Raw genomic sequence first — 15793 nt, 5'->3', positions numbered from 1 at the left:
TTAAGATTTTTTCCTTTTGTCTAAAAGATCTGGTGAAGAAATAGGATTGTGCTCCCCTTTCATAGATTTTTCAATCTGGTCTATATATTCCAAAGAATCGTCTAAATAAAATGTGAGATCCGGCATTCTGCGCAACTGATTTTTTGTGCGCTGTGCAAGCTCATGTTTAATTTTATATTTTATCTCATTTAAATCATTTAAGATTGCTTCCCCATTTTTTGAAGGAAAAACACTCAAATATGCTTTTGCAATAGAAAGATCTGTGGTTACTTTTACTTTAGAAACAGAGATCAAAACTCCCTTTACCCCAGAATCTCTCAAGTGATTTTGAAGGATTTCAGCTAAATCCTGTTGCAAAACCCCACCTATTTTTTTTTTGTCTATTTGTTTCCATCTTGCAAAAGTAGCATATTTAAAGATTATAGTATTTTTATAATCGGAAATATGATAGAAGTTACAAAAAAGTAAAAAGCAAGTCAACCACAAGTTGAGCCTAATTACTGAAGTAATTATAGAATACAAAACTCAAGGAATGAATAAAATAGAGCATATTGGTATCGCTGTTAAGAATTTAGAGGAAGCCAATAAAACGTATCAAGCTATTATGGGAGTAGCTAGTTATAAAACAGAAAAGGTGGAAAGTGAAGGCGTAGACACTTCATTTTTCAAGGTTGGCGACAGCAAAATTGAATTATTGGCAGCTACAAACCCGGAGAGTCCTATTGCTAAATTTCTGGAGAAGCGTGGGGAAGGGATTCATCACCTTGCATTTAATGTTGAAGATATCCAATCTGAAATTGATCGGTTAAAAGGAGAAGGCTTTGTTTTACTCAATGATTTTCCTAAATCTGGAGCAGATAACAAACTAGTGGCCTTTATGCATCCAAAATCTGCTAACGGGGTTTTGGTAGAATTGTGCCAAGAAAAACCTGACTAAGCGTGCATAAATAAGTAGAAAAAGGTGTTTGTATTTTAATTTCTAAGCTGAACCTAAATGTATTAGTGTTGTTGGGGAGGAAGGCTAAGAAACATTCTTCAAAAAATGCTTGTTCACTAAAAAGCAATTACATAAATTTGCGCCCTCATTACACCTATTGAGCCGGTCCTATAGCTCAGCTGGTTAGAGCACCTGACTCATAATCAGGTGGTCCCTGGTTCGAGTCCAGGTGGGACCACAGAATTTAAAAAAGCCTTTCAAGAAATTGAGAGGCTTTTTTCTTAGGTTAAATTTTTCTGGAGGACTTAAGTTTTTCAAACTCTTGTTCTAAAAACAATAATTTATCCTCAATTCCATCGGTCACCTCTGGAATACGGTGATAAAAAATATAGCGAATACGCCACATTTCTTTGATGTCTTTAAGATTGAAGGAAAGTTCTTCTACATTTTTATGGTCTGCTCTTAAAACTAATGTCTCATCTGTTATAAAGAGTCTTCTTAAAATCAATTGTTTGTCAGCTAGCACCAAGACTAACACTCCATTATTAATTTTTTTATAAACTTTTTTAGGAACAAATTCTCCTATAACAATATCTTTTGGAAATAAGCCTTTATCATTGTTGCTCATTTCTAGGCTATTAACGGTATAGCCTCTAAATGATTTTTCAATATTAATAGGTAATTGCAAACAAGGCATACTCTTAATAAAATGAGCTTTGCCAAAATAAGTAATATAATCGCTGTTGTTTTTTGGAGTAATACAGGGTATTGTAGCAAATTGTTCTTTGATAAGCTCTTCTTGATCTTCAGGAATTTCTCCCTTAAACTTTAATAAGCTATTTACGGTTAACTCTTTAGTGAGCAAATCGTCTATGGGTATGCTAAAATAATTAGCAATCTTAATAATCGTCTCTATTTTTGGCTCACTTCTTCCTTCTTCGTAAGCCCCTAATGTTCCGCGTTTTAAATCGAAAAGCTCGGCAAAAGATTGCTGACTTAAAGTTTTAACCGTTCGAATTTTTCGAATATTTTTTCCAAAACATGACATAATTTGCTAATTATATTTGCAACACTAAAAATTAATTGTATATTAGTCTAACGAAATTAGCTAAATGATTTAATTATAGCTAATCTATTTAGCAATTTTATTCGATAAATTTTAAGATGTCACAGTTTTTCTATAATTAGTTTTTGTTAAAATGCCGGCTTTAATGAGGCTTTATTACGTCTGTACATCAAAAAAACAATTATTAACCACTAAATTAACCAAAAATGATAGTATTAATTTTTCACATTGCATCTTGGGCTATTTCAAAATTATAGCCATAGCATTATTCTTTTTTCGTATTATTAACCTTTGTAATTATTTACCTTTAACCGTTATAAATTTTACATGAAGAATCATCTAACTATTACCCGAGATTTTTTACTGGATTTAAATTTCAATATAACAAGGGAAAACCTTGACGATGGAATTCTTGTAGTTCAAAAACAAGAAGCTGGAATTAGAAATTTAATCTTAGGAATAGCTCCTCCAATTTTGATTATGGAGCAATTTATTTTCAAAATTAACAATGAGTCGGAGCGAATTTTTAAAGACTTATTACAAAAAAACAGAGATATTATTCACGGTGCATTTGTTCTAGACGAAAGCGGAGAGAAAGTTATCTTTAGGGACACTCTTCAAATAGAGAACATGGATTTAAATGAGCTCGAAGGAAGCTTAAATTCCCTAAGCCTATTAATGAGTGAGTACTCAGAGCAAATCATCGAATTTTCTAAATATTAAAAAATACAACTATGAACTTATTTAAACGATTATTTAAAATTGGTCAAGCAGAAACAAATTCTGCCATAGATAATATGGAAGACCCTATTAAAATGACCGAACAAGGAATTCGAGATATGAAACTTGATCTAGATAAAAGTCTAGAAGCTTTGGCTCAAGTAAAGGCCTTGGCCATACGTGCAAAAAACGATCAGGATGAATTTCAAAATAAAGCTGAAGAATACCAGAATAAAGCGATTATCATTTTAAAGAAAGGGCACTCCAAAGAAATGGAAAGCGCAGAGGCAGATAGACTGGCTAAAGAAGCCTTGGTTCAAAAGGAGATGGCAGATCAACAAATGATTCGCGCAAAGGAAGAGTCGGCAAAATTCGATAATAATGTCGCTCAACTTCAAAAGAACATTCAAACTATTAAAGCCAATATTGGGAACTGGGAGAATGAATTAAAAACATTAAAAGCCCGCGTTAAAGTAAGCAATGCAACCAAAAGTTTGAACAAGCAAATGGCTGAACTGGATAGTACCGGAACTGTTTCTATGTTGGAACGAATGAAGGAGAAAGTTGCTCAGGAAGAGGCGTTGGCAGAGGCGTATGGAGATATTGCAAATGCTTCCAAATCTATTGATGATGAAATTGATAAAGCAGCCGATACAACCAAAGCCAAGGCCAATGATGACCTAGAAAAACTCAAAAATCAATTAGGTCTAAGTAATTCTAAAGACTCTTAATATTGACAGATTTATTAAATATACTATTTTCTGAAGTCAACATGGTGCTCAGCATTCTTTTAATAGTGCTTATCCTATATTGGATAATCACCATGATAGGAGGCTTAGATTTCGATCTTGATTTTGATATAGATGTAGACCTTGATGCAGATTTGGAAGTAGATTCTGGTATTGAAGGCGGAAATATGGATTTTGAAGATATTTCTAATGCAGAGATTAATCAAGATGATGTGATTGGGAAGCGCAGGAAACCCTTAAAATGGTGGCAAATTTTTCTTATTTACTTCAATTTTGTAGGTCTGCCATTTATGTTCACATTTACTTGTTGGATTTTTCTATGGTGGTTCATGACAACGATTACAACGGCCATCACCTATTCTTATGATAACGTTTTTGGGTTTTTGATTATGCTGCTAGCTTTGTTTCCGGCACTATTCATTAATAAACTCTTTACAACACCATTTAAGGGATTTTTCAAAAACCTTAATAAAGATGGGGATGTGGCTATAGATTTTCTGGGAAGACAAGGAGTGTTATTGTCTTCTATTTCAGAAAATAAAATGGGAAATGCAGAGGTGAAGGTGGATGGAAATTCTATGTCTATCTATGTGAAATCCTTAACCGGAAAGCCCTTAACATATGGGTCTAATATTTTAATAATAAAAAGATCTTCAGACTCAAATTATTACTTAGTTCAATCATATAACGATTAAATAACCAATTTTATGAATTCAATTTTACCAATTATAGGCATAGGTTTAGGTGTCTTATTATTTCTTATTATAGTTTACTTCGCAATCATTGCGATGTTCTATAGAAAAGTTCCTCAGGGACAAGCGCTAATACGTACCGGATTTGGAGGGACCAAAGTAGCAACCGATAAAGGGATGTATGTTGTACCGGTTTTCCATAAAGTAGAAATTATGGATGTATCGGTTAAAAAGATACAAATAGAAAGAATTGCGCATGAAGGTCTTATTTGTAAGGACAATATGCGTGCAGATATTAAAGTTGCTTTCTTTGTTAGGGTTAATAATGATGTAGAATATATTAAGAAAGTGGCTCAAACCATAGGTGTGGAACGAGCATCGAAGATTGAAACTTTAGAAGACCTTTTTGAAGCTAAATTTTCTGAAGCTTTAAAAACAGTTGGTAAAAAATTCGAATTTATTGAGCTTTATGAGGCTCGTCGCGAGTTTAGGGATGAGATCGTAGATATTATTGGAACAGACCTAAATGGATATACTCTAGAAGACTGTGCAATCGACTTTTTGGAACAAACCTCTGTTACAGAGCTTAAGCCAGACAATATTCTAGATGCTGAAGGTATTAAAAAGATTACCGAGCTAACTGCGATTCAAAATGTTAAAGCGAATCTTATTAAACGAGATGAAGAAAAAACAATTCGTAAACAGGATGTAGAGGCGAGAGAGGCAATTCTTGAATTAGATAAGCAATTGGCAGAAAAAGAAGAGCAGCAAAAACGGGAAATTGCTAATATCATGTCTCGTGAACAAGCAGAAACGCTCAAGGTTGGAGAAGAAGAACGCCTTAAATCTGAAACTGCTAGAATTTTCACTCAGGAGAAAGTAAAAGTTGCAGAAGAGAATATGGAGCGCCAAATTATCGTAGCGGCCAAAAATAAAGAACGCACTGAAGCTGTTGAAACGGAACGAGTAGAAAAGGATCGTTTATTAGAAGCAACAGAGCGTGAAAGAGTTGTCACTCTGGCTCAGATTGAAAAGGAGAAAGTTGTTGAAGTAGAGAAGAAGAATATTCAGGATGTAATTAGAGATCGCGTTACCTTAGAAAAAGGAGTGGTAGAGGAGCAGGAAAATATGAAAGATATTCAAGCTTTTAAAACTGCAGATAGGGATAAACAAGTGAAGATCACGATTGCTGAAGCAAATGCTGAAGAAAGTTTAATAACCACAATTAAGGCTGCAGAAGCACAAAAGGAAGCTGCAAAACAAAAAGCAGAAGAAATAAATATTGAAGCATTAGCACATAAAGAAGCTAGTGAGAAGCAAGCAGATGCTCGTAAAATTTTAGCAGAGGCGCAAGCGAAAGAGGAAGCTACTGTTGGTATGTCTGAAGCTCAAGTGATGCATGCAAAGGCTGATGCGAATGAGCGACAAGGAATTGTGGAAGCAAGTATTATTGAAAAGAAAGCTAAAGCTGAAGCGTCTGGAATGGAAGCCAAAGCCGATGCTAAACGTAAGGATGGTCTTGCTGAAGCTGCAGTTATAAAGGAAAAAGCACTTGCCGATGCCGCTGGTATCGAGGAGAAAGCTAATGCCATGAAAAAGTTAGATGGTGTTGGAAAAGAGCATGAGGAGTTTAAGTTGCGTTTAGATAAAGATCTGCAGGTAGATCTAGCACATATTAATATTCAAAAAGATATTGCAGATGCTCAAGCACAAGTTATAGGAGATGCATTAAAAGCTGCTAAAATAGACATCGTTGGTGGTGAAACCATGTTCTTCGATCAAATTATAGGTCAAATTACTAAAGCCAAGGGTTATGATAGATTGGTTGAAAATAGCACTAATATTCAGGATGTTAAAGATGCAGTTTTAGGTAATGGGGATGTTCATGCTAATTTACTAGAACGAGTAAAAGACTTTGCAGATAAATATGGAATCTCTTCAGAAGACATAAAAAATCTAACTATTTCGAAGCTTTTGATGGATCTTAAACAAAAATCTAATGATGCTGAAGAACATACCATTTTTGGCGGTTTATTGGATATGGCAAAGAGCCTAGGTCTCTCGGATAAAAAACTGAAATAGCACTCCAGTTTCAGAAAAAATTCTTAGACTTCGCCGGAATACTTTTTCGGCGATTCTCTAAGTATTACAACATCGATATAACTTACGTTTGAAATCAGTACAAATATAATGGCAGAGCAATCTATTCCAGATAAGAAAACACAATCACTAGATGGTGGCACCTACGAGATCATTCAGAACCGTTTAAGAAAGCACAAGGCAGAGCTGCAAGAAAAAGTTGCACTATTGAATGAAGAACGAAAGAATGTGTTTGGATCTATAGAGACTAAACTTATTGCTAACGATAGAATTAATACAGAGAATAATTGCATCGCTAGTGATATAGTTTCATTAAACAATGTTTGTCTATTTGGTTATAATGTCCATTTTGGATTGCGCACAGACATAAATTTATCTGATGTATTTAGTATTTATGAATTCAAAGAAAATAAATTTGAACCTAAGGCATTAGATTTAATTAACGATGAGGTCTTTCAAACAGATTTCACTAATCTTTATAAATACTATAGAAACACAGTTTTTTCCAAGTTTGCTATAATAGGTAATTACTTGCATATGGTGTTTCAATTAAGTGAAAGCGCTTCAGATATTAAAACTTTTAAATGGCTCATAAAAGATAGCACGCTTACTTATGTAGATAATAGAAGTGATCACGAATTTAAATTTCCGCAGCAGCACGAATTCAAATGGTTAGAGGTTTCAAGAGAAATGCATCGCCATGGAGTGCATTCACATGTTTCAATTTTAGATCGAGTTTTTGTAGAGACTATTGGGGGAGACCTCACAATTAAGATTGAAGATAATACCGAAGATGGTAAAGGTATTTTATCTGAGTCTGTAGAGCATATAGATCAGACATTGGATGATGGTCAATTTAAATATGCAAATCTGGGTAATTTAATAGCACTGGAAATTAAGCCTTTTCAGGAAGCACCGAGATATTTTGTTTATAATCATAAGATTCAAGATGTTCAAAAAATAGAAAGCATTAAGGATGCTTGTGTATTATTGCCAGATGATCAAGGAATAATATTTCCAACCGGTTACTATTTACAAACAGGATCTTATAACATTTTTGATAACAGTATTCCAAATGTAAAATTTCAGCAAAAGATAACCTCTCCCAATGGAGAAGATTTTCTATATATTTTTTATTCGGCCAAAGAGGGACTTTATAATCTTATGGCCTATAATATTATTTCTCAGGAAATAAAAACACCAATTATTTGCAGTGGTTTTACCGTGCTTAAGAATGGAGAATTATGTTATTTTAAAACGGAAGAGGAGCAAACTAAGCACCATATAATTCAAATTTGGCAAACCCCATTTTTAAAAGGTGACATTATGCCTTCACAGCATAAAGATACTTTATTGTTTAAAATCGGGAATAAGGACATTGTGAAGGCAATGGCAGAGATAAATGCCTTGGTAACCCTTTTAAATAAGGAAGATAATTATGACGGACTTTACGAGGATATTGCAAAATTCTCTAAAGATATCTTAGATGCTTATTATTGGTTGCCGGAGGGGGAAACCCAAAAGCTAAATCTTCCTTTAATAGAAATTAATAAGGCTGCTAATTCTGCAATAGATGAGTTTCAAAAAGTTGTACAGCTAAAAAAACAGGCTTTAAAACTCACAAAAACTATTCGTGAGAACGCAGATTCCCTTTTCGGAAAAATAAAAAGCACCTCCTTTAAATCCATCCAAGAGTTTGTAAAATTACTTACAGAGTTAAGAACTTTGCGCGGAGAGGTAATAAGCTTGAAAGATATTCGGTATGTAAATACTGAATATCTGGAGAAACTGGAATTGGATATTGCAGAATATACCAAAAAAATCTCGCACAATTGTGTGCAGTTTCTTTTGAATGAAAAAGCTCTCCAACCATTCCATGAGGAGGTTGCTAAAAAGCAAGCGAAGTTAGAAGAGCTTGAAAAGGTGGTGCACGCTAAGACATTGGAAGAAGAGGTTAATAAAATTGCTACAGACCTTGAATTATTAATAGATATAGTTTCCAACTTAGATATTGAAGATACTTCGCATTCCACGAAAATAATAGATAATATCTCTCTGATATTTGCAACACTCAATCAACTTAAATCTGCTTTAAGAAATAAGAAAAAATCCTTGGGAAGTCTAGAAGCTAAAGCAGATTTTGCTGCTCAGCTAAAACTCATAGACCAAAGTATTATCAATTATATTGATATCGCATCTACGCCGGAAAAATGTGATGAATTTCAGACAAAAATTTCTATTCAATTAGAAGAATTGGAAGGTAAATTTGCAGATTTTGAAGAATTTGTTGTTGGAATTATTGAAAAAAGGGAAGAAGTATATTCAGCTTTCGAAGGAAGAAAAAATTCTCTGGTAGAAAAGCGAAATAAAAAAGCTTTATCCCTTAAAAATGCATCAGAACGAATTTTAAAAGGAGTTCAAAAAAAGTCAGAAAGTCTCGCTAGTGCTGCTGAGATTAATGGATATTTCGCTGCAGACCTCATGATAAACAAAGTGAGAGATATAATAGAGCAGCTAAAAGAGCTTGATGACAGCGGTAAAGCTGAGGAAATAGAAACTAGCCTAAAAACAGCGAGAGAAGATGCGTTAAGAAAATTAAAGGATAAATTAGAGCTATATGAGGATGGGGAAAATGTAATTCGACTTGGAAAACATAAGTTTGGCGTTAATAAACAGCTTTAGATCTTACTATAATATTAAAGGGCGAAAAGCTGAATTACCACTTAACTGGCACAGATTTTTATGAGGAAATAACGCACAAAACGTTACTTAATTCTCGTGATTATTGGAATCAAGAATTTGTGTCTGAAAACAGTCTAGTTTACCGATCAGAATATTTAGCTTATAAATTATTCACGCGACTTCCAGAGGCTAAATTGCAAAAGGCAACTCAAGAGCAACTATTAAAAATTGTTCAGGAAGAAAGTAGTGGAGACTATTCGGAAGGATATATTAAAGGTGTTCACGACGTTGATGCTTCAAAAATCTTAGGGGTTCTAATTAGAAAACATCACGAGTTAGGTATTTTAAAATATAGACCAGAGCTTCGAGCCTATGCTCAATATTTTTGGAATAGCCTTTCGCCAGAATTAATAGCAGAGCTAGATCAAGTTATAAAGGCATCGGGTGAAGTATTTGCAGTATTTCCGGATACTCAGGAATATCAATTTATAATACATCAATTAGGTTTACATATCAAAGAATTTGCTAAAAACACCCAATTATTTGAACCTGATTTGAGTGATAAAATTTCAGCTTACATTTTTGAAGAATTACAAAGTGATAATGATTTTGTAAGGAGTAATGTAGCTATTACCTTAAAGGAAAATTTTATTAGCGCATTGAAAAAACAAAATGCCGATATAAAGTTTAGAACCAGTTTTGAAGCCATTCCAACGTATCAAGGAAAAATAAGACTAATTAAGCAATGGGTTTCAGCATTTATACAAAGCAATTCTGAACTAGATACTTCATTGAATATAGATCTTAAGATGATTTATTTAGATGAAGTAGTATGCCGAATTCTATTTGAGGACGAATCAGTTTCAAAATCTAAGGCGGTGTTGCCAGTAGAAAAAATTACAGGACTTCATGGTGATCATAGTGTTTTAAGTGAAGGACAGTATATTTTTAATTACCATAAATTTATAGAGCGCTTAGAAAATTTTGTGGATGTTGAAGTGAACTCTTATAATGCTTTCCGGGAAGCTAAGCATCAGGTAACCGAAGAATTAAAGTCGGATTTGAAGCTAGAGGAATTTAAACCTCGTGTTTTGACCTCTTTTGTGAGAAACAAGCTAATAGATCAAGTATACTTCCCGCTATTTGGAGACAATCTAGCGAAACAACTTGGAACTGTTGGTGGTAACAAACGAACCGATAGAATGGGCTTGTTATTATTAATCTCTCCACCTGGATATGGTAAAACAACCTTGATGGAGTATATCGCTAATAGGTTAGGATTGGTTTTCATGAAGATTAATGGGCCAGCAATAGGGCACGAAATAACATCTGTAGATCCAGCCGCCGCAAATAATTCTGCTTCCAGAGAGGAATTAAAAAAATTGAATTTAGCTTTTGAGATGGAGAATAATGTGATGCTATATTTAGATGATATACAACACTGTAATCCGGAATTTTTACAAAAATTTATTTCCTTATCCGATGGTTCACGTAAAATAGAAGGAGTTTATAATGGCAAGCCTAAAACATATGATCTTCGTGGAAAGAAATTTTGTGTTATCATGGCAGGAAACCCTTATACAGAAAGTGGTGAAAAGTTTAAGATTCCAGATATGCTTGCCAACCGAGCAAATATTTATAACCTTGGGGATATTATTGGAGATACGGAACATCTATTTAAACTAAGTCTTATCGAAAATTCTTTAACGGCAAATCCAATATTACGGCAATTAGGAAGCACACATTTCGAGGATTTGTATACATTGATTAACAGAGTAGAAAATAATTCTCAAGATGATCAATTAATAGGCAACTATAGTGCGCAAGAGGTTCAAGAATATCAAGCAGTGCTGAAAAAAGTTGTTTCCTTGAGAGACACTATTTTGAAAGTGAATGCGGCATATATAAAAAGTGCTGCGATGGAAGATGAATATAGAACCGAGCCTTCATTCAAACTACAGGGCTCTTATAGGGATATGAATAAATTGGTGGCCAAAATTGTTCCTATTATGAATGACAAGGAATTGGACGAGCTTCTACTATCTCATTATGAAAGCGAATCTCAAACTTTAACAGCTTCGGCGGAGGCCAATTTGCTTAAATATAAAGAGCTTGTAGGTTCTATATCTTTGGAGCAAGAACAACGTTGGCTGAATATTAAAGAGATATTTCTTAAAAACAATAAACTCAAAGGCTTTGGTAATAAAAATGATATGTCTCAAATTATTGCTCAAATGATGTCATTTTCTGAAAATCTCCAAGGAATTAGAGAGGTTTTGGTTTCAGGAATCGAAAAAAGAGAATAATATTATAGTTGTAGAATCTAATTAAAAAAGCTTTCAATTTCTTGAAAGGCTTTTTTAATTAATCTAAATATTCCTGTCCATTTTAATTACTAAATATGATTTTAAAATTTAATTTTTGATAACATTTTTAGATATGTATCTTTATTCACTTTATTTGATTTTCTCCATATCATTAATATTTAGTAGTTTAAAAACCCTTAGATTTTAGTAGCCTGAATATATTGGCTTAAAAAAAAAGTGAATAATTGAATATTGTAATAGGGTTCTCGCTATGTTTACTGAAAATCTTGAAGTAAATTATTTGAATTTTTTAAAACTTAATATGTTTTTATTACGTTAATATTGCGCGACAAGTTTTAAGTGATTTATATATAAAGTAAATTGCACACAATTATGATGAGAAAAACCTTTATTTATATCTTCTTAGCGATAAGAGCGGTTTTTTTATTCGGAGTAAATCTTTGCGAAGCTTTTTTGAGTGTTTTTTCAAAACCGTCGAAATTGCTTTTGCGTATTTCTGTTGTGGTACTTATCACGTTCTCTTCTTTCAATTTTGAGGTTTTGGCACAAGGAAATAACTGTCCTCCTGGACAGCGTTTTTGTAGAGGAGATTGTAGACCCGCTAGAGATTGTCGACAAGGAGTGCCGCCACCGCCGGGATTACCAATAGATTCTAAATTACCTTATTTGCTAATTGCAGGGCTTGGGCTTGGGATTTATTATTTGAGAGCTAAAAAAGCAGCTTAACCCATTTGTGTCAATCGCTTTACGTACTTACCAATTACATCAAATTCCAAATTTACGGTATCGCCTTTTTCTAGATTTTTAAAGGTCGTATGCTCATAGGTATAAGGAATAATGGCTACACTAAACTGATTGATTTCAGAATTCACTACAGTTAGACTCACTCCGTTTACTGTTATAGAGCCTTTTTCGATAGTAATATTACCTAGGCTCGGGTTGTAATTAAAAGTAAAGACCCAACTTCCATTTTCTTCACTAATAGCAACACATTCTGCGGTTTGGTCTACATGGCCTTGCACTAAATGTCCATCCAATCGTGCTCCTAGCTTCATTCCACGTTCTAAATTTACAGGATCTCCAACATTCAAGTTTCCTAAATTAGATTTCTCTAAGGTTTCTTGAATAGCGGTAACTAGATATGAATTATCATTAATAGCAACTACCGTTAAGCAAACCCCATTATGAGCCACACTTTGATCTATTTTTAATTCTGAAGTCATAGCAGCCGCTACATAAAGATTAAGATTGCCTTTGTCTTTCTTAATTTCGAGGATTTCTCCTACTTCTTCAACAATTCCAGTAAACATGGTTGTAGATTATTGTTACATTTGTGGTGTAAAAATATAAATAAAAAAGTGGAATAATTATGAAGTCCGTTCAAAAGATAAAACTGGGAATTAGTATTGGGGATCTAAATGGTGTTGGTGGAGAAATAGTTCTAAAAACTTTTGAAGATTCTAGGATGTTGGATTTTTGTACCCCAATTATTTTCGCCTCGGTTAAGACTTTAAATTTTTACAAGAAACATTTTAAACTTTCACTAAATTTTCAAGGAGTGGAATCTGCTGCTGAAGCAATTGAAGGAAAAATCAATGTGGTAAATGTATGGAAGGAGAATGTAGATATCAACTTCGGTAAAGAAGATGTGGAAAGCGGGAAATATGCGTTTAAATCTTTAGAAGCTGCTACTAATTCTTTAATTAATGATGAGATAGACGTATTAGTAACCGCTCCTATTAATAAAAACACGATTCAATCTGAAGATTTTAAGTTCCCGGGGCATACCGATTATTTAGCAAAACAGCTAAAAGGAGATAGTTTAATGCTTATGATATCGGACAGTTTGAAGGTAGGTTTACTAACAGATCATGTTCCTTTAAAGGACATCGCAAATGTGATTACTCCTGAGTTGATTGAAAAGAAAATAGCGACTATTACCAAAACGCTGAAGCAAGATTTTAGAATTTCGAAGCCAAAAATCGCGGTATTGGGAATTAACCCACATAGCGGAGATAATGGATTAATAGGCAAAGAGGATGAAGAAATATTAAAACCTACGCTTCAAAAAATAAGAGACAAAGGGGATTTAGTATATGGGCCGTATGCAGCAGATAGTTTTTTTGGCACCAAGAATCACGCGAATTTTGATGCTGTAGTTGCTTCCTATCATGATCAAGGCCTTATTCCATTTAAAACATTATCGTTTGGAGAAGGTGTAAATTATACGGCCGGTTTAAGAAAGGTTAGAACCTCTCCAGATCATGGAACCGCATTTGAAATTGCCGGGAAAGATTGTGCCAATATAAATTCGTTCAAAGAAGCAGTTTTTAAATCCATAGAAATCTATAAAACGAGGGAGGAATATAAAAAGATCACTCGAAACCCCTTGAAAAAACAAGGAAAAAAGATATAAACAAAATATTGTTTATAACGAATAGTTAATTCATTATATTTTATATCTTTGCACCTGCTTTAGCTCGAGGGCGGGCGCATGAAAACGATGATGTTATGAGGAAATTAGCGGCATACACCATCCCATTTGTTGGGCTTAAAATTGGAAGCCACGAGTTTGATTACGAGATTGGCAGCACGTTCTTTGAATATTTTGAATACGAAGATTTTAATAGTGCAAATCTACATTTAGATTTAGTACTAGAAAAAAAAGCAACGATGATGGAGCTTTTTTTTGAAACTTCGGGAACTGTGAACCTTAATTGCGATCTCACAAATGAACCTTTTAATATGCCTATTGAAAGTAGTTTTAGATTGGTCGTGAATTTTGGAGATGAGTATAATGATGAAAATGAGGAGTTATTAATATTGCCTCATGGGGAATACGAGATCAACATAGCACAATATGTGTATGAAATTATTGTATTAGCAGTTCCATATAAAAGAATTCATCCGGGTATAGAAGATGGCACATTAAAATCTGATGTACTCGATAAATTGGAAGAATTAAGTCCGAAAGGAACTAATGAAGATAATGACAGTGAGGAAAATATAGATCCTCGTTGGAATAAATTAAAAAACTTATTAAACGATAAATAATACGTAGCAATGGCACATCCTAAAAGAAAAATCTCCAAAACGAGAAGAGATAAGAGAAGAACACATTATAAAGCTACTGTTCCACAAATTGCAAAAGATCCTACTACAGGAGAGGCACATGTGTATCACAGAGCTCATTGGCATGAAGGTAAATTATATTACCGTGGTCAGGTTTTAATAGATAATACTGAAGAAGTACAAGCCTAATTATAGAGCTTTGCTAAATTACAAACTCTCACATTGTGGGAGTTTTTTGTTTTAAGTTGAATAAGTCCTAAAAAGGCCTTATTTTGCAACCCGATTCAAAGAATTTTTAGTACTTTTCTTTCTCTTAGAAATAGTTCTAAACTATTGCAAAGAGTTTAAAATTAGATTTTTATGAATAAAATCACAGCAGCAATTACCGCTGTAGGTGCCTATGTCCCTAACGATGTTTTATCCAATAAAGAGTTGGAGAAAATGGTGGACACCAATGATGAATGGATTTTTTCACGAACAGGAATTAGAGAGCGCCGCATCCTTAAAGACCCTACTTTAGGAACTTCATTTATGGCTATAAAAGCCGCTCAAGAACTTATAACCAAAGCAAATATTAATCCGGAAGAAATAGACATGGTCTTAGTGGCTACAGTTTCTCCAGATATGCCGGTTGCAGCAACAGCAGTTTATGTAGCTACAGAAATAGGTGCTACAAATGCTTTTGCTTACGATTTACAAGCAGCTTGTTCAGGGTTTTTATATGGAATGTCTACTGCGAGTGCCTATATAGAATCTGGTAGATACAAAAAGATATTGCTTATAGGAGCCGATAAAATGTCTTCTATAATAGATTATACAGATAGAACTACATGTATCATCTTTGGGGATGGTGCCGGAGCAGTTTTGTTTGAACCAAACACTGAAGGATTAGGTTTTCAAGATGAAATTTTACGCAGCGACGGGATAGGAAGACATTCTTTGAAGATCGAGGCAGGTGGATCTTTAATGCCACCTTCAGAAGAAACAGTTGCCAGTAAAAGACACTTTGTTCAGCAAGACGGGAAAACGGTATTTAAATATGCAGTTTCCAATATGGCCGATGTGAGTGAGCAGATTATGAAAAAGAATGAGCTAACCAATGAAGATGTAAATTGGTTAATTGCACATCAAGCCAATAAGCGTATAGTGAGTGCTACGGCCAATCGGATGAAACTGGAGGAAGAAAAAGTATTGATGAATATTCAACGATACGGAAACACTACTTCTGCTACTTTGCCACTTTTACTAAGCGATTACGAAAAACAATTTAAAAAAGGAGATAACTTAATATTTGCGACATTTGGAGGAGGATTCACATGGGGATCTATCTATCTTAAATGGGCATATAATTCTTAACAAACCAACACCCTAATATTCTTATTATGGATATAAAAGAAATTCAAAATTTAATCAAGTTTGTAGCAAAATCTGGCGCTAGCGAAGTAAAA

Annotated in this window: 12 protein-coding genes, 1 tRNA gene and 3 pseudogenes; 13 read left to right on the top strand and 3 right to left on the bottom strand. The window is 33.9% G+C overall.

Annotated elements, in window-relative coordinates; genetic code table 11:
• A pseudogene (gene rbfA, locus ON07_RS03185) lies at positions 1–394 on the bottom strand (30S ribosome-binding factor RbfA).
• Between the two features lie 138 nt (positions 395–532).
• Between rbfA and mce the strand changes: the two are divergent.
• Both mce and ON07_RS03175 read left to right on the top strand, forming a co-directional pair.
• Positions 533–937, top strand: coding sequence for a methylmalonyl-CoA epimerase (gene mce / locus ON07_RS03180; RefSeq protein ID WP_029331390.1), 405 nt, complete (start codon positions 533–535; stop codon positions 935–937).
• A 164-nt stretch (positions 938–1101) separates the two neighbouring features.
• Positions 1102–1175 (top strand) — tRNA-Ile (locus ON07_RS03175).
• Positions 1176–1223: 48 nt separating this feature from the next.
• Here the strand turns inward: ON07_RS03175 and ON07_RS03170 are convergent.
• The gene (locus ON07_RS03170; RefSeq protein ID WP_010228158.1) at positions 1224–1985 is read right to left on the bottom strand and encodes a helix-turn-helix domain-containing protein; all 762 of its coding nucleotides are present in this window, start codon (positions 1983–1985) and stop codon (positions 1224–1226) included.
• A gap of 345 nt (positions 1986–2330) precedes the next feature.
• Here ON07_RS03170 and ON07_RS03165 point away from each other — a divergent pair, with 345 nt between their 5' ends.
• The 6 genes and pseudogenes from ON07_RS03165 (at position 2331) to ON07_RS03140 (ending at position 11999) form a co-directional block, all read left to right on the top strand.
• On the top strand, positions 2331–2726 hold the full coding sequence (locus ON07_RS03165; RefSeq protein WP_010228157.1) for a type III secretion system chaperone family protein: 396 nt from the start codon (positions 2331–2333) through the stop codon (positions 2724–2726).
• 11 nt (positions 2727–2737) lie between these two features.
• Complete coding sequence (locus tag ON07_RS03160; RefSeq protein ID WP_010228156.1) at positions 2738–3454, top strand: PspA/IM30 family protein; 717 nt, start codon at positions 2738–2740, stop codon at positions 3452–3454.
• 41 nt (positions 3455–3495) lie between these two features.
• On the top strand, positions 3496–4167 hold the full coding sequence (locus tag ON07_RS03155) for a hypothetical protein (RefSeq protein WP_010228155.1): 672 nt from the start codon (positions 3496–3498) through the stop codon (positions 4165–4167).
• A gap of 12 nt (positions 4168–4179) precedes the next feature.
• On the top strand, positions 4180–6246 hold the full coding sequence (locus ON07_RS03150; protein ID WP_010228154.1) for a flotillin family protein: 2067 nt from the start codon (positions 4180–4182) through the stop codon (positions 6244–6246).
• A 108-nt stretch (positions 6247–6354) separates the two neighbouring features.
• Positions 6355–11252 (top strand): annotated as a pseudogene (locus ON07_RS14355) (DNA repair ATPase).
• A 393-nt stretch (positions 11253–11645) separates the two neighbouring features.
• On the top strand, positions 11646–11999 hold the full coding sequence (locus ON07_RS03140; RefSeq protein ID WP_010228153.1) for a hypothetical protein: 354 nt from the start codon (positions 11646–11648) through the stop codon (positions 11997–11999).
• Here the strand turns inward: ON07_RS03140 and ON07_RS03135 are convergent.
• Positions 11996–12583 (bottom strand): riboflavin synthase, encoded by a 588-nt coding sequence (locus ON07_RS03135; RefSeq protein ID WP_010228152.1) that lies wholly within the window; start codon positions 12581–12583, stop codon positions 11996–11998. The genes ON07_RS03140 and ON07_RS03135 overlap by 4 nt on opposite strands.
• A 59-nt stretch (positions 12584–12642) precedes the next feature.
• Between ON07_RS03135 and pdxA the strand changes: the two genes are divergently transcribed.
• The 5 genes and pseudogenes from pdxA to ON07_RS16920 form a co-directional block, all read left to right on the top strand.
• Positions 12643–13689, top strand: coding sequence for a 4-hydroxythreonine-4-phosphate dehydrogenase PdxA (gene pdxA / locus ON07_RS03130; protein ID WP_010228151.1), 1047 nt, complete (start codon positions 12643–12645; stop codon positions 13687–13689).
• A gap of 95 nt (positions 13690–13784) precedes the next feature.
• Positions 13785–14327, top strand: a complete 543-nt coding sequence (locus ON07_RS03125) for a YceD family protein (RefSeq protein ID WP_010228150.1) — start codon at positions 13785–13787, stop codon at positions 14325–14327.
• A 9-nt stretch (positions 14328–14336) separates the two neighbouring features.
• Positions 14337–14534 carry a 50S ribosomal protein L32 gene (gene rpmF / locus ON07_RS03120; RefSeq protein ID WP_010228148.1) on the top strand — a complete coding sequence of 66 codons (198 nt, stop codon included), beginning with the start codon at positions 14337–14339 and terminating at the stop codon, positions 14532–14534.
• Between the two features lie 171 nt (positions 14535–14705).
• Positions 14706–15701 carry a beta-ketoacyl-ACP synthase III gene (locus tag ON07_RS03115; protein WP_010228146.1) on the top strand — a complete coding sequence of 332 codons (996 nt, stop codon included), beginning with the start codon at positions 14706–14708 and terminating at the stop codon, positions 15699–15701.
• A gap of 26 nt (positions 15702–15727) precedes the next feature.
• A pseudogene (locus ON07_RS16920) lies at positions 15728–15793 on the top strand (acetyl-CoA carboxylase biotin carboxyl carrier protein); the annotation flags it as partial.

Origin of the sequence: Gillisia marina, assembly GCF_000258765.1 — a bacterium.
GTDB lineage: Bacteria > Bacteroidota > Bacteroidia > Flavobacteriales > Flavobacteriaceae > Gillisia > Gillisia marina.
This window is presented reverse-complemented; position numbering and strand designations above follow the sequence as displayed.

What these genes read in the sequence shown, in the direction of transcription:
- ON07_RS03170 (WP_010228158.1), bottom strand. Translation starts at nt 1,985, where the DNA reads ATGTCATGTTTTGGAAAAAATATTCGAAAAATTCGAACGGTTAAAACT.
- mce (WP_029331390.1), top strand. Translation starts at nt 533, where the DNA reads ATGAATAAAATAGAGCATATTGGTATCGCTGTTAAGAATTTAGAGGAA.
- ON07_RS03115 (WP_010228146.1), top strand. Translation starts at nt 14,706, where the DNA reads ATGAATAAAATCACAGCAGCAATTACCGCTGTAGGTGCCTATGTCCCT.
- ON07_RS03165 (WP_010228157.1), top strand. Translation starts at nt 2,331, where the DNA reads ATGAAGAATCATCTAACTATTACCCGAGATTTTTTACTGGATTTAAAT.
- pdxA (WP_010228151.1), top strand. Translation starts at nt 12,643, where the DNA reads ATGAAGTCCGTTCAAAAGATAAAACTGGGAATTAGTATTGGGGATCTA.
- ON07_RS03155 (WP_010228155.1), top strand. Translation starts at nt 3,496, where the DNA reads ATGGTGCTCAGCATTCTTTTAATAGTGCTTATCCTATATTGGATAATC.
- ON07_RS03125 (WP_010228150.1), top strand. Translation starts at nt 13,785, where the DNA reads ATGAGGAAATTAGCGGCATACACCATCCCATTTGTTGGGCTTAAAATT.
- ON07_RS03140 (WP_010228153.1), top strand. Translation starts at nt 11,646, where the DNA reads ATGATGAGAAAAACCTTTATTTATATCTTCTTAGCGATAAGAGCGGTT.
- ON07_RS03160 (WP_010228156.1), top strand. Translation starts at nt 2,738, where the DNA reads ATGAACTTATTTAAACGATTATTTAAAATTGGTCAAGCAGAAACAAAT.
- rpmF (WP_010228148.1), top strand. Translation starts at nt 14,337, where the DNA reads ATGGCACATCCTAAAAGAAAAATCTCCAAAACGAGAAGAGATAAGAGA.
- ON07_RS03135 (WP_010228152.1), bottom strand. Translation starts at nt 12,583, where the DNA reads ATGTTTACTGGAATTGTTGAAGAAGTAGGAGAAATCCTCGAAATTAAG.
- ON07_RS03150 (WP_010228154.1), top strand. Translation starts at nt 4,180, where the DNA reads ATGAATTCAATTTTACCAATTATAGGCATAGGTTTAGGTGTCTTATTA.